The following is a 23,740-nucleotide window of genomic DNA, read 5'->3' on the forward strand; positions in this document are numbered from 1 at the left end:
GAAAAATGAAATCAAGTTTGAAATTAAAGACGATAGATGATATCGAAAAAGAATTAACTATTATTCTTGCATGCGAGAAAAAACAAAAATCAGATATTACATTATCACAAGTTTTTGATTTTTTGGCTGAATCAATTGAATTGTCGATTCAAGGAATCAGTTATAATAAGAAGAGGACAACCATCAATAAACTTTTGGGAAAATACAAATTTGCAAAATTGATTTCCACAGGAAATTACACTAAGGCAAACCAAATTCCTGGATTTCCTCCAAAGGATTTAGGAGATGCGGAAGCCGCAGAACTACGATTAAAAACTTCATTAACAGCATTCAAATTACATTCAGGCCCATTCGCAGATCATCAAGTATTTGGAGAATTGGACAAAAAACAATGGGAAAGGGTGCACAGTATTCTTGCGACATATCTTTTTGGCTACATACAACTGTTTGGCGATGAAAAATTAAGATTTTTAAAAGATCGAGAAAACAAAAAAGACAAAAATTTCGCAGAAAAAAAGCACCACCATCAGCAAGGACAAAAGAAAAAAGAAGATAGGGGCGATTCGAAACCTAGCGGACATAATAGCAGAAAATGGAAAAACAAAAAGAAATCTCACTATAGAGGAAATAAAAACCAGGGTGGTGGCCCTAAATGAAAATTTCGATTATCGCCGGTAGCCATAGAAAAAATTCACAATCACTTAAAGTTGCTAAATTTTTATCAAATAATTTAGAATCACAAGGTATAGAAATTCGACTCATTGATTTGGGAACTCATCCTTTACCTGTTTGGGACCCATCCATGTGGGAAAAGGATTCAGAATTAAAGAAGTTTTGGTTGGGCTATAGCAAAGGATTGGCTGAGTCTGATGCCTATATTTTCATTTCACCAGAATACGCAGGAATGGCAAGTCCTGCTTTAAAGAATTTCTTTTTGTATTTATCTGGTGGAGATATTTCTCACAAACCTGGTTTGATCATTACAGTTTCAAGTGGAATGGGAGGCAGTTACCCAAATGCAGAACTTCGAATGTCGAGTTACAAAAACACAAGGATTGTTTATATCCCTGACCATGTGATTGTGAGACATGTAGAATCTGTTTTAAATGGAGAAACATCCGTTTCAAAAGATGATGAATACATCCGCGGTCGTTTGAACTATGTATTAAAAGTACTCATTGAGTATGGTAAGGCGTTTGTTTCCATCAGGAATAGTGGCGTGATTGATATAAAATCATACCCCTTTGGACTATAAAGGATGCAAGTATTGGAATACCTACATTTAATATAAGTGTAATCAAATAACCAGTTATTGGTCCTCCGAATGTATATGCATCAAAACTATGCATAAAATGAATGATAAACGGGTGTAACAAAAATATGTATAAACTTTGTTTGCCTATGTAACTGATTGCATTTTTGAATTTCGCGCTGAAGCAAAATAAGTGATTCCAAACAAAAATCATCATAAAGATAGGGTAGAAGAGATGATGGTTTTTAAAATCGGTTTGAAATGAAAAACTAAAAATGAATACAATTGTGCAAATTAAAAGTAAAAAAATGTTTAGAATGTAATTTCTCTCTGGTTTGGTACTAGATGTAGAGGGTTTGGATGTACCGATTGACAAACCTAAGACAAAGAAAAATAGGTAATTCAAAATTGAAATTGCATGATAATCTTTTGGTAAATAAGGATCAAAAATTCCTAAGTTTGAGACTAAATTAATAAAAAATGAAATGATTAAAATTCGATATCTCCAAGATTCGTGTGAGAAAATTGAGTTCATGATATAAAAAAGTAAGTAAAATTGTATGAGAAGAGGAACAAAGTAAAAAGGAGTGAATACTTTTCCGAATAATAAAAAATAAAGGAATTCATAAACACTATGATCGTTGTATTTGATAAAGTAACCAAAAACAGAGAAAAAGAAATATGGCAAAATCAAATGTTTAAATTTCGATGTCCAGTATCCACTTTTCTTCTTTAAAAATACGGCAGATGTCAAAATGAAAAGAGGCACCGAAAACCTAGATAAGTTAGATAAAAATAGGGTACTTTTGATCACCAGGTAGTCATTTGGATGGAAAAATTGGAAATAGGAATGTATATGAATCATTACAATTCCGATCATTGCAAATCCTCTTAATATATCGAATCGAATCTCTCGTTTTTCCTTAGAATCACTTGGAGCTGGAAATTCGATAGGGATTTTAAAGAAATAAAGTGTAAATGATATAAGCCCAGCTAGTGAGATCCCCAGTAATTCCCATTCCATAATGCATTTGCCCTTTTTGAACATTTTCTTTTTATATTTCTCTAAGGAAAGGAAAATGAATTCAGATTTTAGTCAAAAAGACCAAAAATAGATATAGGAGTCACCATTTTATGAGCAAACTCAACATTCCACCGAACCAGAGGATCTTCAAAGAAGGGGAGTTGAATAATGCCATGTACATCATTTTGCAAGGGAATGTGGAAATATATTTCACAGTGAATAATAGTCAAACGAGACTCGCTTTGATGAAACCTGGTGACTTTTTTGGAGAGATGGCTTTGTTCAGTTCGAACCCTAGAAGTGCTACTGCGAGGACAATTACAAACTGCGAACTAGCAGTCATCGAAAGCAAACAACAACTAGAGAATTTTTTAGTTAAAAATCCAAAATTCGCTGCGAAAATGGTTTCGATTATGGCGGATCGTCTTGCTAAAACAAATGAATTGTTAATCAGTAGTATGGAAAAAGCGGTGGCAAAAAAGATTGAGTTTAGTACGGATTTAGGCGGTGATTTAAAATCGGATGTTGGAGCGACTGGTTGATATTATCCGTAGATAGAAGGTAGATTTTTTTTGATTAATGTAATCTCTAAAATAGGAGCATAACTTAATAGATTTTTTAAGTTTACCTGATGTCCTTCTGCCATCACAAATTCTTTTAATATTTCTAATGTTTCTTCAGGTGGCAAATTGGATATATAAGGGTATTCTGGATGTCCTACTAAATTAAATTCCTCGGCCAAGTTTGGGTCTTCCAATTCTTTTTCATCTAAACTGAGTAGTTGTTTCCATTCCATATTTATATAAAGAGATTTTGATACTCTTCCCTATGTTCTTCGAATTTTAGTTTAAACCGATCTTGCATTTCACGAAATTCTTTTTCTGAATGGATTTCAAAATAATCCAATACTTCTGGTTCAACAGTAAAATAATTACCCTTTCCTTTTCCAATATTTGCTAAAATGTCAGCAAGGTATATGATTTGGCAAAGGATATTGTTTCTGGATTTGCACTGCCATGGTTTATGATGGAATCGTATGACATCTAAAATTTCTTCAGGGAAGTTCCATTTTTCGGAAATTAAGTAACCAATTTCAGAATGTGTTGTTCCTACCGTATATTCTTCTACCCATTCTGATATTTCCGTGTTGTCATCACTTCTTAGTACTCGTATCTGGTTCACCTGGCTCAAATCAAGAGATAACAAAACCATCCTACCCAAATCATGTAATAAAGCAGCGATCGTGGCAGTTTCTAATAATTGGATGTGTTTCCGTTTTTCTTCCAAAAGGAATTTCACATACATCGAAGCTTTAAAGGAATGTGTCCAAACTAGAACTTGTTTCGCATAACGAGAGTTAAGTATTTTTTTAGCCCCCAAAGTTAGAAAAATTGACTCCAAATTCTTGAGTCCAATTCTTTTCACTCCTTCTACAATGGAAACAATTGATTTATGAACTCCAAATAATGGGGAATTTGCAATTTTGATGATTTCTGCTGCAATGGCAGGATCTTTTTCTGCTTCCGAGGCAATTTCTAGAAAAGTGACATCTTTTTTCTTTGCGATTAAAATTAATTTGCTGATCTGAGAGGGTAGAGGAGGAAGTGAGTTTACTTCCCGAATCAAAAGTTCTTTGATTCGTGTTTGGTTCTCTTTCGGAATTAACTGTTTTGGGATCCGAATGATGACTTCAGTATATTCATCCTCAGTCACTAGTTCAAAAAATTGATTGGGAATGCCTGAGTTTCGCAGGAGTATGTGAATGAGCACGATTCCTAGTCCAGAGCTTTCTTCGTTATCAACTGACTCTCTGTACGCATCATTGATATTTTTGTATTTGATGGAGGCTTGTACCCGTTTTAGAATCCTGTTTTTCTCTTCCGGAAGGATTTTGGCATTATTCCGAACTCGAAATTCGATAAAATCTTCTTGGTATTTGGTACTTAAGGAAATATTATATTTTGATTTTTCTAAGGCTAAAAAGACTCGTTTTCGGTTGTGCCCAAATTCGTCTTTGTATAACGCAATCCCTCTGGCATAATCCTTTTCATTCCATAAGTCTAACCCTTGTTCGGAGAAGAAAACACGTTTCCCATTTGCCTTACATCCATTGACCAAAAGTTCACTGAGAATCGTAAAAAGTATTTCGTGAAGGAATTCGAGGGAAATGCTCCTCACCACACGACCAATCCATACGTCCAATTCGGGACAATCAATCTCCGAAAAGTGAACGTATTCTTTTTTGATCAATTTTCCAGATAGGAAGTCCTCCTGGAAAGTCATGAGTGGGGGAATCGCCATGATAAAACTGTTTTGAACCTTGTTTCCCTTTTTGAAAACCGAAAATTTTATTTTGAAAATTACTTAAAAAAACCGATAATAGTAACTATGGAACTCTCGAAAAAATCCCTTCTATTTTCCCTTGTGTTCAGTTTAGCAGTTGTTTCAATCTCTGCCCAGGACACAAAACCGCAAACAACTCCCACTGACGTGAACCAAGAAAATCACGATGCCAAAGAAGGCCAAGATAAAGAGTTATTCGAGTACTATTATAAAACACGTCCTGAAAATTTACCACCTAATAAAGCTAAACTTGAGTATAACTTGATTAAGACGCTCAAAAAAGAAATCATGAGCCGAGATTACTCAAAAGAATCCGCAGAATCTATCAAAAAAATCGATGCAACCAATATCCAATACGAAAGAGTTTACCGGGAAAGTAAATGGTTACGTGGATTTATGACTCAAAACACTCACTTAAACTATATGGAGTTTATGTATGTGGTTAAGTATGATAAATATATGTGTTTTGTTACTTTCGATGTGAATCCTGAGAATTATTTACAGCAATCGCGTCAGTCTCAACTTGTTTTTGCTGGGAAGGATAAATTTGAAATAACCATCCCGAAACCCTAATAGTCAGAAAAACAACTGTTAGAGCAAGAAAATAATAGAAACTATACTGAAAATATTTTTCTAAGTTCTCAAGTAAGGGGAGTGGTTCATCATTCCCCATAATTCTAGAAATGGCAGTTCTTTTGCCTAAAATCCAAATCTCTTTTTTATAAATTTCAATCGAATCACCTAATCTCAGTTTTTTGTAAATGGAATAAGGTATCTTTTCTGTGGATTCAAAGAGTGAGCCATTGCTCAATCCAAAACTATAATGGCATTGGTATGCAATGGGGAACTGATTTTTGATCCTGGATAATTCTTGCACTCTTGCAAAACTTCTATGTTTTTCGTCTACAAGTGTAGAAGATTCTTCTCGCAGAAATAGATTCTCAAAGTGAACCAAAGAATAAAATATAGAAAGAACCAAAAAGGAAACGAAAACCGAGTTGGAAATCCAAACGGAAGTTCGTGGAGTCATCTAGGAATTAGATGGCTCCTCAAAAGACTTCAACGCTTCTTCTCGATCTGGGTAAAATTGGAAAGCATTTGATAAACCCAATAAATGGAATACTTGTAAAATGGAACTTGTTACACCTACTAAAGCCATTTCTTTATTTCGTTTTTGAAGGTTCATCTTAACATCTAATATCATTCTGATTCCCAAACTAGAGATGTAACGTAGTTCAGAAAAATCTAAAATCAGATGTTTGCGGTCTGCACCAACCATTTCATCTAAGATCGTTTGTGTGATGCGATCAAGAGGACCTGATTCCATTCGTCCTTTGATTTGAACGATGACAGTTCCATTGATGCGTTTTTGTTCTATTTCGTATGGTAAGTCCTGCATGGATTCCCCTCTCTTTAGTGGAACAACTACAAATAATTTCTCAGGCGATAATCGGATCATCGCTTTTGCATATGGTGGAAACGGATAATGCCTCTCAGTGAGAGAATCCACGGCCAAACCACCATTCATTTCGGAAATAACTTCCACTTGATCCAAAGCCCTAAAATCTGCCAAGGAAAACTCTGTTTCTCGAGATTTGACTCGTATTTCTCGGGAATATACATGGAAAAAAGGCTCATGTTTGGAAAAAGGAGGGAATTTTTTAGGGAAACAGGAACTGATCCAACCTGTGGAACCTGCTCCAGTATACACAAGTAATCCAGAACATTTTTGTTCTTCCTTTTTGTCCAAATAAGAAATCCAAAACCTTGAAGTTAAATCAGGACTGTTGTTGCGAATGGAAAGTTCACAAATAGCAGGTACAGTCTTAAGTTTTGTTCCATTTGGATAAATGATTTCGGTATCAAGTAAAGACCAAGACTCCAATTTTGTTTGTTTGAAATTTGTTCGGACTGCTTCTCCTAATTCTTCTGCTGTAAAACCAAGTAGTGCCCCAACAGATGAATCTGGATCGGAATTACAGCCAATAAGATGAGTATTCCCTACTAAATGAGCAACATAGGTGAAGTGGTTGTCTCCTCCATGGGCAATGACCAAATCATAATCCAATCCTCCTTCTGGTTCAAATTGTTCCCGAAACACAAAGTCGGCCTTCGGGAATACATGAGTTTTTAGGTAGTCTCTGGAACGAATCTGCCTTTCGTGTGATTCAAATGTCCTTTGGAATACATCTGGATTCTGTTTTGTGACTTCTTTATAGGATTGGATGGACCCATAAGTTTCCAAATCCAATTCGTATTTAGTACGTTTGAATACGACGACGATCTTCTTATACTTGAGAGAAGCCATGAGTTTTGGAAGAAATTCCCATTTTCCTTAGGAAAATAAAGGTTTTTTTCAAAAAACTACGTTTTTCTTAGGAAATTCTAAGAAAAATTGTATCCAAAATCAATTTAATCTTGTACCAAAACAGGTAGTTTTGTAAATAATGTGTAACCGTTAAATGGTTTAGAGGAAAATCAAAGTATGGCAACAACTCCTACCCCAATGAAAAAGTCTGAAATGCTAAGTGAATTGGCAGAAACAACTGGTATGACCAAAAAGAATGTAGCAGCGTTTCTCGACTCTTTTGTTGAACTCGCATACAAAGAAACAAAGAAAAATGGCGCGTTTGTCATTCCTGGACTTGGTAAATTGGTGAAACGGAATCGTCCAAAACGTAAAGGAAGAAACCCTGCAACTGGCGAAGCGATTGTCATTCCTGCAAAAACAGTAGTGAAGTTTACTCTTTCAAAAACTTGTAAAGACGCTGTTGTTCCGCCTAAAAAATAATGTAACTGTTTCTCCCAGGAGGACAACCACCTGGGGATACTATGGATAAAAAACCATATCCATTTTTACCATTTGAAGATTCTCTCGTAGGAGAGAAGATTCTCTTTGTTTGGCAAGAAAGCCACCATTCTGAAAAAAATTTAAAAGACCACCTTTTAGCTGCGCTCAATTTAAACGAAGACCAATTGGTTTTTACGCCAAATGCCGTAAAACAAAAGTTAATGGTGTCTTATCCAACCGAAATTCGAAATTTAATCGCAGAAAATCGCAGTTCCGAGATTCCAACCTTACTGCTAAGCATTGCGAAAGGAAAAACAACTGCAAACCCAGATCCATCTGTTGATATTACTTTTGAACTCATCGAATGGCTGTTAACGGGATTCGATTTAGATGAAGTGCTTCGCGAAACCTTGTCTTTGTTATTTGGAACAAACTTGAATCTTGAATTTTTGACTTCTGTACGGGCCGAGTACTTTAAAGAACTCCGAGGTTAAAACAAACTCTAAAATTTTTTTGCTTGTCAATTTATGAACTTGGTTCAAAAATTGGTGCAAATAAGCAATTGGATATTACTATGCAAACTCGAAGCATTTATAAATGGGGATCCCCGGAAGTCGAAGAAAAACCCCCCTCACACACGTTAGATTTTTTAAACAATCAATTCCCAGTATCAAAAGAATTCAAATCATCTTTGCCAAAAGGGGAATTACCTTTAAAACCACTTAAAAAATCAAAACTGAGTCAGGCAGTTCTAACAAAACTCAAAAAAATTGTTGGGAACGCCAATGTTTCGTTAGATGATGGAAGTAGGGCAAGGCATTCCATTGGCAAATTTTATACAGAAATTTTCAAAGCAAGGTTTGGTGAAGTAAACGATGTAGTTGATGTCGTTGTATCTCCAAAAAATGAAAAAGAAATCGAAGAGATTATCACTCTCGCAAATTCCAATAAAATTCCTGTCATTCCCTTTGGTGCAGGGTCAACAGTGACAAAAGCTTTACAAGCTCCCAAAGGTGGCATTTCTCTCGATCTATCAAGACTCAATCGGATTTTAGAATTTAACGCGATTGATTCAACTGTCACAGTGGAAGCAGGTGTTTATGGACCAGAACTTGAAAAACATTTGAATGAAAGAGGATACACTTGTGGTCATTTTCCACAATCATTTGAATTTTCGACGGTAGGTGGATGGATTGCTGCCAAAGGTGCTGGGCAAGCTTCTACCGGTTATGGGAAAATTGAAGATATATTACTTAGTATCACAGCGATTACACCTTCCGGCAAGTTTGAAACAAAAGCGTATCCTGCGGCATCTATTGGACCCGATTTATTTCGTTTGTTTCTGGGTACGGAAGGAAGTTTCGGAGTCATAACAAAAGCCACTTTAAAAATTCGGAAGTACCACTCAGAGAACTCTGCAAAAGGATCTTTCATTTTCAAAAATTTTGAAAAGGCAGTGGAGACAATGCGCGAAGTGATGCAAGGTGGATTTGGGAAACCACATTTCTTTCGAATTCAAGATCCAGAAGAAACCGATATTTCCTTTCATATGAGTGGATTACATGGTGGGAAAGAAGATCTGTTTTTAAGATTCATTGGATACAAACCAATGCAACGATCTCTTATGCATATCATCATCGATGGTGATCCAGCTTATACAAAAGAAGTGTTTAAAAAAATCAAAAAGATAGCAAAACGTAACGGTGGATTTTCAACAGGTGAGTCCCCAGTGAATAAATGGTTACACCAAAGGTATTCGAGTGCCTATCTCCGTGATTATTTGATGGATGAAGGGATACGTATTGATACTTTAGAGACCGCAGTGAGTTGGTCAAATTTACATACGTTATGGGAAAATACGAGAGGGTACATCAAAAGTTTTGAAAACACATCTTGTATGGTGCACATATCACATGCATATGAAAACGGAGCAAATTTATATTTTATTTTTATTAGCCCGATGAGTGTAACCGGTGAAGAATCAAATTTCATAAAGTTCCATAAAGGAATTATCGATCATATCCATGAAAATGGTGGGTCATTGTCTCACCATCATGGTATTGGAAGGATGTTATCACCTTGGATGGAAAAAGAAGTAGGAAAAGAAGGACTTCGCATTCTTTCATCATTGAAAAAAACTTTTGATCCAAAAGGAATTATGAATCCAGGTGGACTGTTAGGATTGAAATAATGGGTGTTTCGGAACGAAAAAAAAGAGAGTTTGCGAAAAGAGAAGATGACATTTTAAGTTGTGCGATTGAACTTTTTCGTACAAAACATCCATCCCTTGTCAAAATGGATGATATTGCCAAACATCTAGAAATTGGTCGTGGCACGATTTACCTTCACTTCAAAAGTAAAGATGATTTGATGGCGCGTATTCAATATGAAGACTACGTGCGGTTACGGAAACGTTTAGAAATGGCATTGGATGAAAAAACAGCAATTGAAATGTCTAGACGTGCCATTAGAGCTTACATTGAACATTGTCTTGGCGATAAACACATGTATGTTGTCGCAAAACAATGTGGGGTCAATTTAAATATCGATAATGTATCTGAAGATTTGCGTAAGATGTTAACAGAAGAAAGATCAAATCGGTTGTCTCTTCTAGAAAGAATTTACAAACAAGCAAAACAAGAGAACTTGATTAATTCTCGTGGCACGTATCCTAATGTAGCAGTTGCATGGGGAATGATTCGCGGAGCTGTGGAAGTGATCCTTGATGGCCATTTCCAAAATGAAATCAAAAGTGAAAAAGCTTATTTAGATACAATTGAACATGTTTTATTTTTTGGTTTATTTTCGGGTGGAAATAAAGGAGAAACGTGATGAGAAAAATAAAGGTGATTTTAAATCCAGTTTCGGGTGGAGGCCTTTCCGCAAAAGTATGGAAAAAAATCGAACCTGTCCTCATCCAAAAGGGAATTCCTTTTTCGTATGAAGCCACTACAAAAGAAAAAGCGGCCAAAGACATTGCCAAAGAAGCCGTCAAACAGGGATATCACTGGATCGTGGGGATTGGTGGTGATGGGACTTTTTCCAACATCATCAATGGCCTTTTTGAAAATGGAAAAATTATTAACAAAAATGTAATTTTTAGTCCTATCCCAGCAGGAAGGGGAAATGACTTTATCAAAACAGTAAAAGTTCCTAAAAATCCCGTGAAAGCATTAGAACAAGTGTTAGTAGGTAGTGAAAGGTTAATCGATTTAATTGATGTTACATATACAAAGGTAGATAAATCGAAAGGTAAATATCTTTGTTTGAACTTGGCTGATTTTGGAATGGGTGGAGAAGTTGTATACCGAGTGAATCAATCCAAGTTAGGTAGGTTTATTGGTGGGAAAGCCGTTTTTTTGTTTTATACAGTGGTTTGTCTTTTTTCTTATACAAACAAAAAAATTACACTTACTTTATCCAAATTTGAGAAAATCACCAATAAGTGTAGGTTGATAGTTTGTGCAAATGGTGAATATGCCGGTGGTGGTATGTGGTTTGCACCAAAGGCAAAGTTAGATGATGGGAAAATGGATTTTTTAGCCATCCAAGATGTGTCCGTATTTGAAACCTTACGTAAGTTTGGAAATCTTTACCAAGGAAAATTATCTAATGATGCAAAGGTGATTTCCAAACAGATATCTGAACTTAAAGCAGAATCGGATGAAGATGTATTTATCGATGTAGACGGAGAAAATATGGGCCAACTCCCAGCAGAGTTTAAAGTCCTACCTAAAGTTTTACCGATCAAATGTTAATTTTATGAAAAACAGCACCAAACAAGAAAATTCGAGACTCAATCACATTAAGAAAGAGTATGATATCCTCATCATTGGTGGTGGGATTACTGGAGCCAATGTACTATGGGATGCGACCTTACGAGGTTACAATTGCCTACTTGCAGAAAAAAATGATTATGCCTCCGGTACAAGCCAAGCTACTTCCAAACTGATCCATGGTGGACTTCGCTATTTAAAAAACTTTGAAATAGGGCTTGTTCGGGAATCTTTATCGGAAAGGCGGTATTTGGCAAAAATTTCTCCTCATGCGGTTCGGCCCATGGGGTTTATCATTCCCATTCGATCCTGGTTCCAAAGGATCCAACTATTATTAGGGATGGAGTTATACAATTTACTCTCATATGACAGAAATAAAGATATTGATCCTGATGTACAACTTCCCAGATATAGATGGAATTCTCTTGCTGAAACTATTTATAAAGTGATTGGTCTCAGTAGAAAGTTTCTGAAAGGGAGTTTTCAATATTATGACTATGCCAACCCCAATCCTGAAAAACATACAACGGAGTTTATTCTTTCTGCCAAAGAAAAAGGTGCCCATGCTTTTAACTACCTTTCAGTTAGTACCTTAAAAAAACAAAATAGCGGTGGTTATACGGTTGGTTTAACTGATGAAATTACTGGCAAAAAAGTTTTGGTGTCTGCAAAGATAGTTGTGAATTCAGCAGGGCCTTGGGCCGATTTGATTGAATCCATGGCAGGGATCACTGCAGAAAAAAAATTAGTAAGATCTAAAGGAATCCATGCAGTGGTTCGGAATATCTGTGGGAATGAATGTGTTGTTTTATCGAAACGTGATGGATCACACCTTTTTGTCATCCCTTGGCGAGGAAAAACCATCATTGGAACCACAGACACTGCTTATGAAGATGACCCAGACAAATTTAAAGTCAAACAATCGGAAATTGTCGATCTAATTGACGAAGTGAATTATAGTTTTGGATTCGCAAAATTAACGTTAAAAGATGTAGAATATTATTATGGTGGATTGAGGCCTCTTGTTGAAGATCCAGGCAGTACAGAAGGTACTTATTCGGCCTCCCGAAAATCTGAAATTTTTCATTATGAAAAGGAAGGTTTTCCTGGATTTTTCTCCGCGTTAGGTGGTAAATACACGACGAGTAGGGCAGTAGCTGAAAGTTTAGTAAACGCAATTGATCTTTTTTCAAAAGGGAATGAAACACCTTCTGCCACAAAGTTCACTCCTCTTCTTGGTGGTCGGTATCAAAATTTAAAAGAATTGGTGAATGAGATCCAATTCAAACACCCACAGGTTCCTGGCCAAAAAATTGATACCTTAGTGAGGCGGTATGGAAGTACCACTTGGCGAATTTTACAAGGGAAAGGATCGGATGTTTACCGTATCTCTAACGGTGAGTTGTATTTTGAGGAAGAGGTGGAATACATTGTGTTACATGAGGATATCCTTCATCTAACGGATTTTTATTTCAGAAGGTCAGGCGTTGGTACGGTTGGGAAATTAGATTCATCCGAACGAAACAGATTAGATAAAAAAATAGCAAAGTTACTTGGTTGGAATACGGAACGTCTGAAAGAAGAAAGTAAAAAAGTAGATGAACGTTACCAATGGTTTGTTGATTAGATGCCAAGAATTGTTATCGATATCCCAACCAAATTGGTTTACGAAACATCATTAAGTGTTCGGATTTCTGATATCAACTTTGCCGGCCATTTGGCCCACGATGCGATTTTAACTTTAACCCATGAATGTAGGGCTCGATTTTTCCATGCGCATGGATGGACAGAAATCAATGTGGTAGGGAAGGGGATTGTCGTCTCTGATGTTGCGATTGTATATAAATCCGAAGCATTTTTCCCTGACGATTTGCAAATGAAATTGTATGTTGATCAGATAGCAAAAAAATCATTAGACATGGTTTATGTGATCACTCATAAACATGATGGAAAAGAAATCGCTCGGGCAAAAACAGCGATCGTATTTTTTGATTATACGGAACGGAAAGCATGTTCGATCCCTGATGTTTTTTTAAAAGCCATTAGGGAGTAAGTGAATGGATGCCAATTTATTGAGAAAGTTTTTTTTGGATAAGGGAAACAAATTTGATTTCTTCATCTTCGTAATTGAGTTTATGTATCCCTCCTAACGGACTTAGCCTAACAGCTTGGTTCCATGAATTTGATTCCATTTGGTTCCATATCCCAATTCCGAATCTACCGTATTCATTGCGTATCCATTGCATAAGTTGTGTCATTGTTTCTACATTTTTATCTTTACGTTTTGGATAACTTAAGATATAACTTAAAAGTTCTTCGATTCCTTTCCTTTTCGTAACAGAAGTTTTGAAGATAGGGGGAAGGGACTGGTCTGGTAGGATGTCTTTGATAAATTCCAGTGTAGATTGAAGCATATAATAACTAGAATTAGCAAGTGATTCTTCATCACATTTATTGATGATAAATGCTTCAGGAACTTCCATGATACCTGATTTCATAAACTGAACTTGGTCACCACCCAAAGGTTGCATCACAAGGAATGATATATCAGAAATCAGTGAAACAGAAATTTCATTTTGTCCTATTCCCACAGTTTCAATGAAAACATAGTCAAATATCTTTCTTAAAAAACGAATGACATGGTAGGTATAAGGATTGAGCCCACCAAGTTCTAGTTGAGAAGGTTGCGAACGAAAATAGATTCTAGTGTCTCTTCTGGGAAGAGTGACACGAGTTCTGTCACCAAGGATTGAACCTCCACTCACATTGGAAGAGGGGTCAATGGCAACGATTGCCATTTTTTTGTCTGGTGCAAAATCAAGGAACATTCGACAAAGTTCTCCGAGTAACGAAGATTTGCCGGCTCCTGGTGTACCGGTGATTCCAATTGTGAGTCCATCTTTGGCATTTGGTTGTTGTATTTGGATTTCATGAAATAATAATCTGCGAAATTCTAAATTGTTTTCTGTTTCAATTTTTGAAATGATTTTGGCAATTGGGAACTTTTCGCCGAGTAAGGATTCGGATACCAATTGGGATAATGTTTCTGTGGAATCAATCAAGGAATTTGCCATTTAAAATGAATACATGATACTTTATAAAAAACCTTCACAACAGATCCTAATAGATCTACTGTGAAGGTTTGATATCTTTCGCTTCTCTTAAACGAGAGCGGGTTCTACGGAAATGATGTCGATGATTTTGTTCATAATCGACATTAGATCGTAATCTTTTGGAGTGAAGATTTCTCGAATTCCCATTTTTTTTAGTTCTTCAAAGTCGGATTCAGGGATGATACCACCGATCACAACAGGAATGTTAGCCTTGTAGTGAGCCAGTTCATCAAACAGCTGTTTGGCGATTTCTTTATGAGAACCGGAAAGAATGGAAAGTCCAATCACATTTGCATTTTCTTCCACTGCAGATTGCACGATTTCTTCTGGAGAAAGGCGGATCCCTGAATAAATCACATCAAATCCACTGTGTTTAGCTGAAACAGCAATCATTTCGGCACCATTGGAGTGACCGTCAAGTCCAGGTTTACCTACAACGATTTTTGGTCTATGTCCATGTGCTTTTGTAAAGGCTTCTACTTTCCCACGAACTGTTGCTACTTTGTCATCGGATAGGAAAAGTTTTTGGCCATCCACACCAGTCGGTGGATTGTATTCGCCATACACTTCTCGGAGAGCATCTGCCCATTCTCCGGTTGTCACAAGTGCTTTCGCACATGCAATGGAGTAAGGCATAAGATTTTTTCCATCTTTTGCAGCTTGTTTGAGGTCTTCTAAAGATTTTTTCGCAAGTTCCGCATTCCTACGACCTTTGGCTTCTGCAAGCACTCCTAATGTTTGTTCGGCGGATTTCGGATCTACTTTAAAGATACCTCCGTCAGAGTCGGTCATAAGAGGTGATTTGATTCCGTCAGTCCATTTGTTTTTACCAACAATCACTAGTTCGTTGGAATTGATTTTGGAAAGTCTTTCGGTTTGTGATTTCACAAGTTGTGATTTCATATAACCGTTTTCAATGGCAACGAGGGCCCCACCCATATCGAGAATCTTTTGGATTTCTAATTTAGCTTCTTCTTTTAGGGCTTTCACTTTTGCTTCAATTACTTTGGATCCTTCAAAAATGTCAGGGTATTCGAGAAGGTCTGTTTCGTAAGCGAGCACTTGTTGCAAACGAAGGGACCATTGTTGGTCCCAAGGTCTTGGTAGGGATAGTGCTTCGTTCCATGCTGGTAATTGTAAAGCGCGGCATCTTGCATTTCGGGAAAGTGTTACTCCCAACGCTTCGATGAGAATCCTCCAAGCATTGTTTTCCGGTTGTTCTTCTGTAAGACCAAGTGAATTTACTTGTACTCCATAACGGAACACTCTGTACTTTGCCGTTTTCACACCATAACGATCTTTTGTGATTTCTTCCCACATCTCAGAGAATGCACGCATTTTGCACATCTCTTCTATAAAACGAATCCCTGCGTTGACAAAAAACGAGATCCTTCCCACACACTGCTCAAATTCATCTGCGGTGAAACAGTTTCGTTCTTTGATGGCATCGAGTACGGCAATTGCTGTGGCCAATGCAAATGAAAGTTCTTGGACAGGGGTTGCACCTGCTTCTTGTAAGTGATACGAACAAATGTTAGAAGGGTTCCACTTCGGAATATTATGGAGGCAGTATTCATACATGTCCACGATGATTTTCATCGAATCTTTTGGTGGATAAATGTATGTCCCTCGAGCTAGGTATTCCTTTATGAGATCGTTTTGGGTGGTCCCATTTAACTTTTCAAGTGGCACTCCCCGTTCTTCTGCAAGTGCAACGTACAGAGATAACAACCACATGGAGGTTCCATTGATGGTCATGGAGGTGTTCATCTCTTCGATCGGGATTTGGTCAAATAAGATGCGGAAGTCTTCAAGTGAGTTGATGGGAACTCCCACTTTTCCGATTTCTGGCCGCGAAACTTCATGGTCAGAGCTATAACCACACTGAGTGGGTAAATCAAATGCAATGGAAAGCCCTGTTTGGCCTTTAGAAAGGTTCTTTCTGTACAACTCATTGGAGGCTTTTGCATTGGTGTGCCCTGCATAGGTCCTAAAAATCCATGGTTTGTCAGGTTTTCCCTGTCCATTCTCGTCAACGAGAAGGTAATCTTTTTTTTCGGCGGACATTCTTTGCCTCGTTTTATAATTTCTATGTATAATTGAAAATCTTCTGGAATATTTTCACCTAAAAATTTATACAGGACTAGGCAATTTAAGCCTTTTCCAAGATGCGCGAACCTAAACCTTTTTCCCCAATTCCTTTCTTTTTTAGCATCTTACTCTTAAGTTTGGGTTATGCCTTGTTCTCGTATTTTCGCCCTTTCCCAACGACGGAATCAGAATGGGAGTTTTTGGCAAATGTGAAGTCGGCAACGGAAGAAGGGGGGCTTGTTTCAGCAAGAGAACCACTGGCTTTTTGGTTTGTGGTCACTTGGAAAAAAATCTTTGGTTCCAATTACATCCCATCCTTCATTGCGTTAGCTGGCTTTTTTTACAGTTCATTCCTACATTTGTTTCTATTGCTCCTTAGAAACTTTGAATGGAAACGGAATCATTATTTTGTTGTTTATCTAGCGGCCTTTCTTCCTTTTTCCTATGGTTTCCCTACATCTTACTTTACGGAAACACTTTGTTTGGTATTTTTATTACTCGTTTTTTTAACTTTTCGTTTGGAGAAGATGTCGGACTTACTCATCTTTCCTACGTTCACTCTCCTTGCTTTTTTCTCTAGTTTCATCATGTTCTATTTAGGTTTCACATTCTTTGTGATCTTCACAGGGATTCGCGGATCGAGAAAGGCAGCTCAAAAAACATCTGTATTCTATAAAAAGAAAAATGTACCGTTTTTATTTTTACTTGGGTATCTCGCATTTTTTGTAATCTCTTTGGTATATTTTTCTTATTCCAATTTTTTTGGGCAGGCATCCGTATCCTATCTCTTCAAAACATGGTACCAAACTTCACTTGTGATACTACTTCCTATGGTAACAATAGGGATCGGGCATATTTTGCTAAAAACAGAAAAAGAACTAAATACGATCACCGCATCAGTGGTGTTAGGTCTTGCGATTCTCACTTCTATTTATTTTATCTTTAGAGATTTAAAAGCAAGTGGTGTTGAACCTTGGGAAACGCAAACCAAAAATCTTACCAAATCCTTTGGGCAAGCATTGATTCTAAAATCTGATCCAATTTATCTACCAAAAGAGTTTTCGTTTGCTTTGTATTTCCAAACTGGAACCAAAACAAAATATTTAAAAGAAACGAATCTTTCAGACAAATCATTTTTGTATGTAGAAGGGATTTGGAACCAAGATATCCAATTGGTTCAAAAATCTGGTTTATTTCGAAAATCCAATCGTTCCATTGGTATTGTTCCACTGAGTGAGGATGATGTTCTCATCCAAAAAACCACATCAGATCGGATTAAAAACGAAAAGAATTTGAATTTTATATTCAAAAAAGTAGACGAAGCTTGGAGTAATGTTCCCACAAAACGTCCGTTTGACGAGTATACAGCTAGTTTACAGAAAAAATTTGGGTATTTGAGTTTTTATTAATACTCTGTTATAAGTTCTTTGTTAGGAACTAAAGTCTTTGTAAAACCGTTTCACTTTCGATACATATTGTTTTGTCTCTTCGTAAGGTGGGATCCCTTTGTATCGTTTCACGGCGCCAGGACCTGCATTGTATGCGGCGATGGCTTTTTCCGGGTCTTTGAATTCTTTCATCAGTCCTTTTAAAAACTTCACACCACCGGCCACATTTTCTTCTGGATCAAACGGGTCTTTTACACCCAAACTTTCGGCGGTTTCCGGCATGAGTTGCATGAGACCCATGGCACCTTTGGGAGAAACTGCTTTGGCCTTAAATCCTGATTCAGCTTTCACCACGGCTTTTACTAAATTGGGATCCATCCCTTGGGATTCAGCAATGGATTCAATGGTTTCCATCAGTGACCCATTCCGGTTGGCACCCAATTGGTCCATAGAGTTCGGTTTGAAATTGGGCTCGAGTGAGGTGGATTTGGCGGAATCTATGTTCTGTGTTTTTCCGTCTGAAATGGTTTGGTTTTGTGAGTGTTTGGCAAATTCCCGTTCTAAAAGATCAGGAAACGACACAAGAGACTTTGGGTCTTTTGCCAACTGGGTGAGTGATTCCATTCGGCCGAGAACCGAAGAAACAGAAGGGATGTCAGTGAGTCTCACAGTAAAACCATCGGTTGGATTGCAGAAAACTAAAGCAAAAAATTATGTCTCTTTCGAATGGTAGGAAGTTTGGATGGCCTCTAGGTCCTTTAAGACTAAGGGTTTTGTGAGATACCCTTTGACATTGGCGAAGGATTCACTTTTAGATTTGTCATTTGGATCAATGGAGGAGGTGAGGATATAGGTTGGGATATTGGATAGGTGGGGGCTATTTTGCATGGCCTCTAAAAATTGCCAACCATCCATAATGGGCATATTTAAATCTAAAAACAAAAAATCAGGGAAGTTTTGTGATTTGTGAAGGGCATCTAAGGCATCTGCCCCGTTTGCGAAGGTACAGATTTCTGATGCGAAGGAAAACTTTTCCATTAGGGTTTTGATGAGAAAAGTTGTTACCAAATCATCTTCGATTAAAAACACTTTGGGCACTTGGTTCATCATATCTGGAAAAATCCTATTAGAAGTTACTAATCTACGAAAAAGAAGCAACCATTAAATCCCATTTAACTAAGTTTAAAGAGAGTGAGGCGAAGTCAAAATTTCGGGTCTTAGGATCTCTTTTAATTTTTTTTCTTCGAGTAAACCAAGTTCAAGAACAATGGATTCCACTGATCGATTCTCAGCCAGTGCCCGTTTAGCAACAAGAGTTGCATTTTCATACCCAATGTAAGGATTTAGTGCCGTAGCAAGACCTGCTGAAGTTTTCACCCGAGATTCCAACAACTCTCTGTTTGCTGTGATACCTGAAACACAATTGGTTTCTAATGTTTTGCAACCAGCTGTTAGATGTTCTATGCTTTTGAATAAACTATGAGCGATGATTGGCTCAAATGCATTTAATTGTAATTGCCCGGCTTCCGCTGCCATGGTAATCGTGATATCATTTCCAATCACTTCATATGCGATTTGGTTGACAACTTCCGGAATGATTGGGTTTACTTTGCCAGGCATGATGGAAGATCCTGCTGCCTTCGCAGGTAAATTGATTTCATTGAAACCGCCTTGTGGCCCACTGGATAATAAACGTAAATCGTTACATACTTTTGAAAGTTTGGTAGCAATTCGTTTCAACACTCCAGACAACTGCACAAAGGCACCTGTGTCTTGTGTGGCTTCGATTAAATTGGGTGCCGCATTCAAATCAAAACCTGTTTGTTTGGCAAGGATCTCTGTGACAATTTTCGAATAACGAATGTCAGTATTGATACCCGTCCCAATGGCGGTGGCTCCCAAATTGATTTCACCAATGAGAGAAGTTGCTTCTTTGAGGCGTGAGATATCTTCACCTAACATTACATCATAAGTTGAAAATTCTTGCCCCAATGTCATAGGAACTGCATCTTGTAATTGGGTTCGTCCTATCTTTAATATATCCTTAAATTCTTCTGATTTTTTTCGAAAAGACAATTGTAAACTTCCCAAAGCTTGCAGTAACCCTCGAATCGAAAATACAGCAGCCAATTTAATTGAAGAAGGATACACATCGTTTGTACTTTGTGACATGTTCACATCATTCAAAGGATGGAGGAAACGATAGTCACCCTTTGGATGGCCTGAGAGTTCCAAGGCTATGTTTGTGATGACCTCATTTGCATTCATATTCGTAGAAGTTCCCGCTCCCCCTTGGATCACATCCACAACAAATTCCGAGTGGAATTTGCCAGTTAAAATTTGATCACAGGCCTCCGAAATGAATTTGGTTTTGTCTTTTGAGAGGAGTCCTAATTCTAAATTGGCCAAAGCGGATGCTTTTTTGATATGGGCCAAGGCACGGACTAAATCAGGGTAGGTTCCAATGGTTTTGCCAGTGATAGGATAATTTTCTAAGGCACGTAAGGTATGGATCCCCCAATAAGCATCGCTCGGAATCTCTCTTTCGCCAAGTAGGTCGTGTTCAGTGCGAACATTGGGTTTTGTCATTCCAGAATTTCTCCAAATCAAGACGAAAGATACTCGACCAAAAGGAAAAGGGAAGAAGATTTATGTTCTGCATGAAGAAAATCCAATTGCCTTTCTACCTTTTTTTCTTTGTTTTTTCCCCTTTGTTTCTGTTTGGAAATGAAAAGGAAGTTACCCCAACAACTTGCAAACAAAAAGAAGAAACAGTAAAAACCATATATGAATTGCTGCCTGAATCAGAGAGATCCTGTACAGAAATTGCCAAACTTGTTTTAACAGAAGAAGATGAAGAAGGTGAAAAATTGGACAAAGAATACAATCATTTGTTTTTAAAGGTTTGTGAACTGAAACGTAAAAAACGTTCACTGGATGATATCAAAGAAAATTTGGGTTTAACCAAACAATGTAATTCTCTTCCAAACCCAACGAAAAAGAATTGATTCCTGGTCCCAATTTTGTAAATTTATTGCAAGAATTATGTTGAAGTTCATTTTTTCACTCTGTTTGTTTATCACTCCCATGGTTTTATTGCCATGCGAACCATTCGCTTCCAAATCATTGTCACCTATTGACCATTCGTCGAAAGACAAAAGTTTTATGGAATTCAAAACAAAATTGCAAAAGGTTTTAAAATCGAAAGACCGGAAGGCACTTGAGCCTTTGATTGCATCGGATATTCATTTTAGTTTTGGACCAGAATCCGGGAAAAAAGATTTTTTAAAATCATTCCAACTAACAGAAAAACCAAATGAATCTGATTTTTGGGAATTGTTATCGAACACCATCGAATTGGGTTTCCGTCAAAACCAAGAAGGCCAAATGGTTGCTCCTTATTTTTTTGAAACCTTCCCAAGTGAATTCGATCCTTTTTCTCATTACTTAGTCATTGGTAAAAATGTAAATGTAAGGGAACAAGCATCCAAGGATTCTAAATCTCTTGCTTTACTCAGTTACCAAATTGTGCGTTCGGAAGCCGATGACTTGGATGGTCGTAGGTTGGAAAAAGAAAGTAATTGTAATTGGAAAAAAATTTGTACCCCACAAGGAAAACCAGGTTTTGTTTGTGATCGTTTTGTTCGTAGTCCTCTTGACTACAGAGCATTTTTTGAAAAACGCAAAGGCCAATGGATGCTCGCGATCTTTGTTGCGGGCGATTGATCCTTGTTAAATCTAAAACGAAATCAGTTTTTTCTTGAACCAGAATTCGGGAAATTTTAGATTAGGTGAAACCATATCCAAGGGAACATATATGTTAAAAAAAATTGTATTTCTATTATTAGCGATTTCGCTAACAAACTGTTTGGTCTTAAATCCAGCAGGTGCTTCACTCGATCGTGAAAAAGGTTCGGAAGCCGCTTCTCGTATTACTGATGCTGCAATTCAAACAGATTTGATTAATTCTGTCGTTTTGACTGGAAGAGGGAGTATCTCCATCTTTAGTTTAGTTGCACCTGAGATCGCCAAAATTGAATCCGACAAATACTATATCAAATCTGATGTCGACGCATGTGTAAATGAAATCAAAGGGTTTAAAGGATATCTTTTAGGATCTTTGATTACAAACATCATCTCTTGCCAAGACATTAGTTCTGATGGTTACATCACTGGAGAACCGTTCCCAAGTTTCTAATCTTTTGTCTTCTCCCTGCTCTTTTTTTTAGGGCAGGGAACCAAAACAAAATCTTCCGGGTCATATTCTCAAAACAAAACAGGAAGGTTTTATGATCTCTCTCAAACAAGCTCTCAAAATCACAACGACAATCGTTCTTGTTTCCGCGATGGCTTTTGCCTTTGGAAACTGCCGTGGTCACAAAGACTTCGAAAAACGTATGGAATGGGTAGCCTCCAAACTGACTTCGAAATTGGATTTGGACGATGCCCAAAAAGCAAAACTAGAAAGTATCAAAGCAGAACTCATTGCCAAACACAAGGAAATGAAACCAAAACATGAATCGTGGGCGAAGGAAATGGCAACTCAAATTCGTTCTGAAAAAATTGATACAAAACTACTCGATAAAATGAGTTTGGAAAGAGAAACTCGCCACCAAGAAATGCGAAAGTTTTTTCAAACAAAACTTGTTGAATTCCATGCTGTACTCAAGCCAGAACAAAGGGAAAAGTTTGCAGAACTCGTGGAAAAGTTTGCTTCCCGTCACCAACCACCTGAAGAGTAAACAATGGTTACATTTGACTTCGAAACTGTAGTCAAAGAAACCAAATACTTGGTTTTAAAAACGATCGGTGAAACCCTCATCGATCGTTTTGACGATGCCACAGAAGATGTTGTGCAAGAAGTATACTTTCGTGTATTCAAATCACTTGAAAAGGGTGGGTTTGAAGGAAGGTCAAAAATTTCTACTTGGATTTATACAATCACAAAAAACGAATCCCTTCGTATGAATGAAAAACGTCTACGTGAAGAGGAAAAAGCAAAACGGTATCTGCAAAAAAACAAATCCGATTTATTCCAAGCAGATGGAAACAACTCACTTATCAAAGAAGATTGGATTGCATCATTATTGGAAACGATTCCAGAAGTGTACCGCCAAACTTTACGTTTGTATCTTTCAGGGAAAAGTATGGAAGAGATTGCAACTGAACTTAAAATCAAACAAGGAACCGTGAAGTCTAGATTGTTCCGAACCAAGGAGTGGATCCGAAAAACATTGCCAGGAGTGAAAAATGAATTCCAAGAATCCTAAAAAATGGGAAGAATTATTGAATGATTCTGATTTTGAATCGCGAATAGTAAGGAAAACAACAACACGCGTAGCAAAACAAAGGAGGAATCGGAATATAGCTGTTTCATTTGGTTTCCTTATCTTGTTGTTAGTGACAGTCACGATCAACCAATGGGTGATTGAGCCAAACGAAATGATGAGTAACGTGAGTTATTTGGTTGAAGAACTTAGTTCAGAAACGGTTGTGAGTTTTTCGTTTTGATTGATATTTGTCATTGATAAATATCAGTACAAGAAAGAGTCACAATGTACAGAAAGGAGTATGATTTTCACATTTGTTCCGTCAAATTTGAGAAAAGGACAAATGAAAATGAACGCTTGCATTCTCTACTTAAACAACAAACGAATTGAGATGATCAAGTTAGAATCAGATCATATGGAATCCAAGTTTTGGGAAAAACAAAGAGATTCAGACAAATGGGATTTTGCTGAAATCACAAAAACATTGGATTCTCCAAGCGAAGTGATCCTTGTGGGGGAAACCGGCCTAAATACCGAATACCGCCGATGGCTTGCGAACCACGACCGGGTTTTGGCTAAAAAACTCATCGCGGTGATTGGTGGGACATTGGAAACTAAAATCAATCCAAACCTTGTCAGCCATTTCCAAGAAAAGTACTTTCGACGCAGAGGGTAACTGCCTACATTTCGAT

General features: G+C 37.3%; 28 protein-coding genes. 19 read left to right on the top strand and 9 right to left on the bottom strand.

Annotated features, from left to right (window positions below):
• The first annotated feature begins 5 nt into the window (after nucleotides 1–5).
• Nucleotides 6–656, top strand: a complete 651-nt coding sequence (locus LEP1GSC202_RS18675) for a DUF1569 domain-containing protein (RefSeq protein WP_015679457.1) — start codon at nucleotides 6–8, stop codon at nucleotides 654–656.
• Entirely contained in the window at nucleotides 653–1,255 is a 603-nt protein-coding gene (locus LEP1GSC202_RS18680) for an NADPH-dependent FMN reductase (RefSeq protein WP_015679310.1), read from the top strand. The genes LEP1GSC202_RS18675 and LEP1GSC202_RS18680 overlap by 4 nt, the downstream gene beginning before the upstream one ends.
• Here LEP1GSC202_RS18680 and LEP1GSC202_RS18685 read toward each other — a convergent pair.
• Nucleotides 1,206–2,276 (bottom strand): acyltransferase, encoded by a 1,071-nt coding sequence (locus LEP1GSC202_RS18685; protein ID WP_039929579.1) that lies wholly within the window; start codon nucleotides 2,274–2,276, stop codon nucleotides 1,206–1,208. The genes LEP1GSC202_RS18680 and LEP1GSC202_RS18685 overlap by 50 nt on opposite strands.
• 110 nt (nucleotides 2,277–2,386) lie before the next feature.
• On the opposite strand from LEP1GSC202_RS18685, the gene LEP1GSC202_RS18690 reads away from it, so the two are divergent.
• A complete protein-coding gene (locus LEP1GSC202_RS18690; RefSeq protein WP_015679424.1) occupies nucleotides 2,387–2,818 on the top strand; it encodes a Crp/Fnr family transcriptional regulator in 432 nt (143 codons plus the stop codon).
• 2 nt (nucleotides 2,819–2,820) lie between these two features.
• Here LEP1GSC202_RS18690 and LEP1GSC202_RS18695 read toward each other — a convergent pair whose 3' ends face one another.
• Together LEP1GSC202_RS18695 and LEP1GSC202_RS18700 are read right to left on the bottom strand one after the other, a co-directional pair.
• Entirely contained in the window at nucleotides 2,821–3,072 is a 252-nt protein-coding gene (locus tag LEP1GSC202_RS18695; protein WP_015679335.1) for a hypothetical protein, read from the bottom strand.
• Between the two features lie 2 nt (nucleotides 3,073–3,074).
• Entirely contained in the window at nucleotides 3,075–4,577 is a 1,503-nt protein-coding gene (locus tag LEP1GSC202_RS18700) for an HDOD domain-containing protein (RefSeq protein WP_039929581.1), read from the bottom strand.
• A gap of 87 nt (nucleotides 4,578–4,664) precedes the next feature.
• On the opposite strand from LEP1GSC202_RS18700, the gene LEP1GSC202_RS18705 reads away from it, so the two are divergent.
• Nucleotides 4,665–5,192: a hypothetical protein gene (locus tag LEP1GSC202_RS18705; protein ID WP_039929611.1), complete on the top strand. Its 528-nt coding sequence runs from the start codon at nucleotides 4,665–4,667 to the stop codon at nucleotides 5,190–5,192.
• A 457-nt stretch (nucleotides 5,193–5,649) separates the two neighbouring features.
• Here LEP1GSC202_RS18705 and LEP1GSC202_RS18710 read toward each other — a convergent pair whose 3' ends face one another.
• Complete coding sequence (locus tag LEP1GSC202_RS18710; protein ID WP_015679407.1) at nucleotides 5,650–6,927, bottom strand: STAS domain-containing protein; 1,278 nt, start codon at nucleotides 6,925–6,927, stop codon at nucleotides 5,650–5,652.
• Nucleotides 6,928–7,104: 177 nt separating this feature from the next.
• Here LEP1GSC202_RS18710 and LEP1GSC202_RS18715 point away from each other — a divergent pair, with 177 nt between their 5' ends.
• From LEP1GSC202_RS18715 to LEP1GSC202_RS18745, 7 genes are all read left to right on the top strand, one after another.
• Nucleotides 7,105–7,410: an HU family DNA-binding protein gene (locus LEP1GSC202_RS18715; RefSeq protein WP_004788037.1), complete on the top strand. Its 306-nt coding sequence runs from the start codon at nucleotides 7,105–7,107 to the stop codon at nucleotides 7,408–7,410.
• 41 nt (nucleotides 7,411–7,451) lie between these two features.
• Entirely contained in the window at nucleotides 7,452–7,904 is a 453-nt protein-coding gene (locus tag LEP1GSC202_RS18720; RefSeq protein ID WP_015679282.1) for a hypothetical protein, read from the top strand.
• Between the two features lie 80 nt (nucleotides 7,905–7,984).
• Nucleotides 7,985–9,601, top strand: coding sequence for an FAD-binding oxidoreductase (locus tag LEP1GSC202_RS18725; RefSeq protein ID WP_015679254.1), 1,617 nt, complete (start codon nucleotides 7,985–7,987; stop codon nucleotides 9,599–9,601).
• Nucleotides 9,601–10,242, top strand: a complete 642-nt coding sequence (locus LEP1GSC202_RS18730; protein ID WP_015679237.1) for a TetR/AcrR family transcriptional regulator — start codon at nucleotides 9,601–9,603, stop codon at nucleotides 10,240–10,242. Before LEP1GSC202_RS18725 ends, LEP1GSC202_RS18730 begins: the two co-directional genes overlap by 1 nt.
• On the top strand, nucleotides 10,242–11,168 hold the full coding sequence (locus LEP1GSC202_RS18735) for a diacylglycerol/lipid kinase family protein (protein ID WP_015679212.1): 927 nt from the start codon (nucleotides 10,242–10,244) through the stop codon (nucleotides 11,166–11,168). The genes LEP1GSC202_RS18730 and LEP1GSC202_RS18735 overlap by 1 nt, the downstream gene beginning before the upstream one ends.
• A 4-nt stretch (nucleotides 11,169–11,172) precedes the next feature.
• A complete protein-coding gene (locus LEP1GSC202_RS18740) occupies nucleotides 11,173–12,813 on the top strand; it encodes a glycerol-3-phosphate dehydrogenase/oxidase (protein WP_015679426.1) in 1,641 nt (546 codons plus the stop codon).
• A complete protein-coding gene (locus tag LEP1GSC202_RS18745) occupies nucleotides 12,814–13,239 on the top strand; it encodes an acyl-CoA thioesterase (RefSeq protein ID WP_015679323.1) in 426 nt (141 codons plus the stop codon).
• Between the two features lie 16 nt (nucleotides 13,240–13,255).
• Here the strand turns inward: LEP1GSC202_RS18745 and LEP1GSC202_RS18750 are convergent, their stop codons facing one another.
• Together LEP1GSC202_RS18750 and LEP1GSC202_RS18755 are read right to left on the bottom strand one after the other, a co-directional pair.
• Nucleotides 13,256–14,260: a P-loop NTPase family protein gene (locus LEP1GSC202_RS18750; RefSeq protein ID WP_425256028.1), complete on the bottom strand. Its 1,005-nt coding sequence runs from the start codon at nucleotides 14,258–14,260 to the stop codon at nucleotides 13,256–13,258.
• 87 nt (nucleotides 14,261–14,347) lie between these two features.
• A complete protein-coding gene (locus LEP1GSC202_RS18755) occupies nucleotides 14,348–16,366 on the bottom strand; it encodes a protein meaA (RefSeq protein WP_015679425.1) in 2,019 nt (672 codons plus the stop codon).
• Between the two features lie 101 nt (nucleotides 16,367–16,467).
• Between LEP1GSC202_RS18755 and LEP1GSC202_RS18760 the strand changes: the two genes are divergently transcribed.
• Complete coding sequence (locus LEP1GSC202_RS18760; RefSeq protein WP_015679352.1) at nucleotides 16,468–17,799, top strand: hypothetical protein; 1,332 nt, start codon at nucleotides 16,468–16,470, stop codon at nucleotides 17,797–17,799.
• Nucleotides 17,800–17,820: 21 nt separating this feature from the next.
• Here LEP1GSC202_RS18760 and LEP1GSC202_RS18765 read toward each other — a convergent pair whose 3' ends face one another.
• The 3 genes from LEP1GSC202_RS18765 to LEP1GSC202_RS18775 all read right to left on the bottom strand — a co-directional run bounded on the left by LEP1GSC202_RS18765 (nucleotide 17,821) and on the right by LEP1GSC202_RS18775 (nucleotide 20,367).
• Nucleotides 17,821–18,447 carry a lytic transglycosylase domain-containing protein gene (locus LEP1GSC202_RS18765; protein WP_015679269.1) on the bottom strand — a complete coding sequence of 209 codons (627 nt, stop codon included), beginning with the start codon at nucleotides 18,445–18,447 and terminating at the stop codon, nucleotides 17,821–17,823.
• Nucleotides 18,448–18,489: 42 nt separating this feature from the next.
• The gene (locus tag LEP1GSC202_RS18770) at nucleotides 18,490–18,888 is read right to left on the bottom strand and encodes a response regulator (RefSeq protein WP_015679235.1); all 399 of its coding nucleotides are present in this window, start codon (nucleotides 18,886–18,888) and stop codon (nucleotides 18,490–18,492) included.
• A gap of 72 nt (nucleotides 18,889–18,960) precedes the next feature.
• Nucleotides 18,961–20,367, bottom strand: coding sequence for an aspartate ammonia-lyase (locus LEP1GSC202_RS18775; RefSeq protein WP_015679466.1), 1,407 nt, complete (start codon nucleotides 20,365–20,367; stop codon nucleotides 18,961–18,963).
• Between the two features lie 71 nt (nucleotides 20,368–20,438).
• Between LEP1GSC202_RS18775 and LEP1GSC202_RS18780 the strand changes: the two genes are divergently transcribed.
• From LEP1GSC202_RS18780 to LEP1GSC202_RS18810, 7 genes are all read left to right on the top strand, one after another.
• Complete coding sequence (locus LEP1GSC202_RS18780) at nucleotides 20,439–20,786, top strand: hypothetical protein (protein ID WP_015679292.1); 348 nt, start codon at nucleotides 20,439–20,441, stop codon at nucleotides 20,784–20,786.
• Nucleotides 20,787–20,823: 37 nt separating this feature from the next.
• Nucleotides 20,824–21,504: an SH3 domain-containing protein gene (locus tag LEP1GSC202_RS18785; protein WP_015679330.1), complete on the top strand. Its 681-nt coding sequence runs from the start codon at nucleotides 20,824–20,826 to the stop codon at nucleotides 21,502–21,504.
• A 91-nt stretch (nucleotides 21,505–21,595) separates the two neighbouring features.
• A complete protein-coding gene (locus tag LEP1GSC202_RS18790; protein WP_015679414.1) occupies nucleotides 21,596–21,976 on the top strand; it encodes a TIGR04452 family lipoprotein in 381 nt (126 codons plus the stop codon).
• 91 nt (nucleotides 21,977–22,067) lie between these two features.
• Nucleotides 22,068–22,520 (top strand): Spy/CpxP family protein refolding chaperone, encoded by a 453-nt coding sequence (locus LEP1GSC202_RS18795; RefSeq protein ID WP_015679449.1) that lies wholly within the window; start codon nucleotides 22,068–22,070, stop codon nucleotides 22,518–22,520.
• A gap of 3 nt (nucleotides 22,521–22,523) precedes the next feature.
• Nucleotides 22,524–23,048, top strand: coding sequence for an RNA polymerase sigma factor (locus LEP1GSC202_RS18800; protein WP_015679231.1), 525 nt, complete (start codon nucleotides 22,524–22,526; stop codon nucleotides 23,046–23,048).
• Entirely contained in the window at nucleotides 23,029–23,289 is a 261-nt protein-coding gene (locus LEP1GSC202_RS18805) for a hypothetical protein (RefSeq protein ID WP_015679220.1), read from the top strand. Before LEP1GSC202_RS18800 ends, LEP1GSC202_RS18805 begins: the two co-directional genes overlap by 20 nt.
• Nucleotides 23,290–23,397: 108 nt before the next feature.
• A complete protein-coding gene (locus LEP1GSC202_RS18810) occupies nucleotides 23,398–23,724 on the top strand; it encodes a hypothetical protein (protein WP_015679381.1) in 327 nt (108 codons plus the stop codon).
• Nucleotides 23,725–23,740: the final 16 nt, after the last annotated feature.

It is taken from the genome of Leptospira yanagawae serovar Saopaulo str. Sao Paulo = ATCC 700523, assembly GCF_000332475.2.
GTDB classification, from domain to species: Bacteria; Spirochaetota; Leptospiria; order Leptospirales; family Leptospiraceae; genus Leptospira_A; species Leptospira_A yanagawae.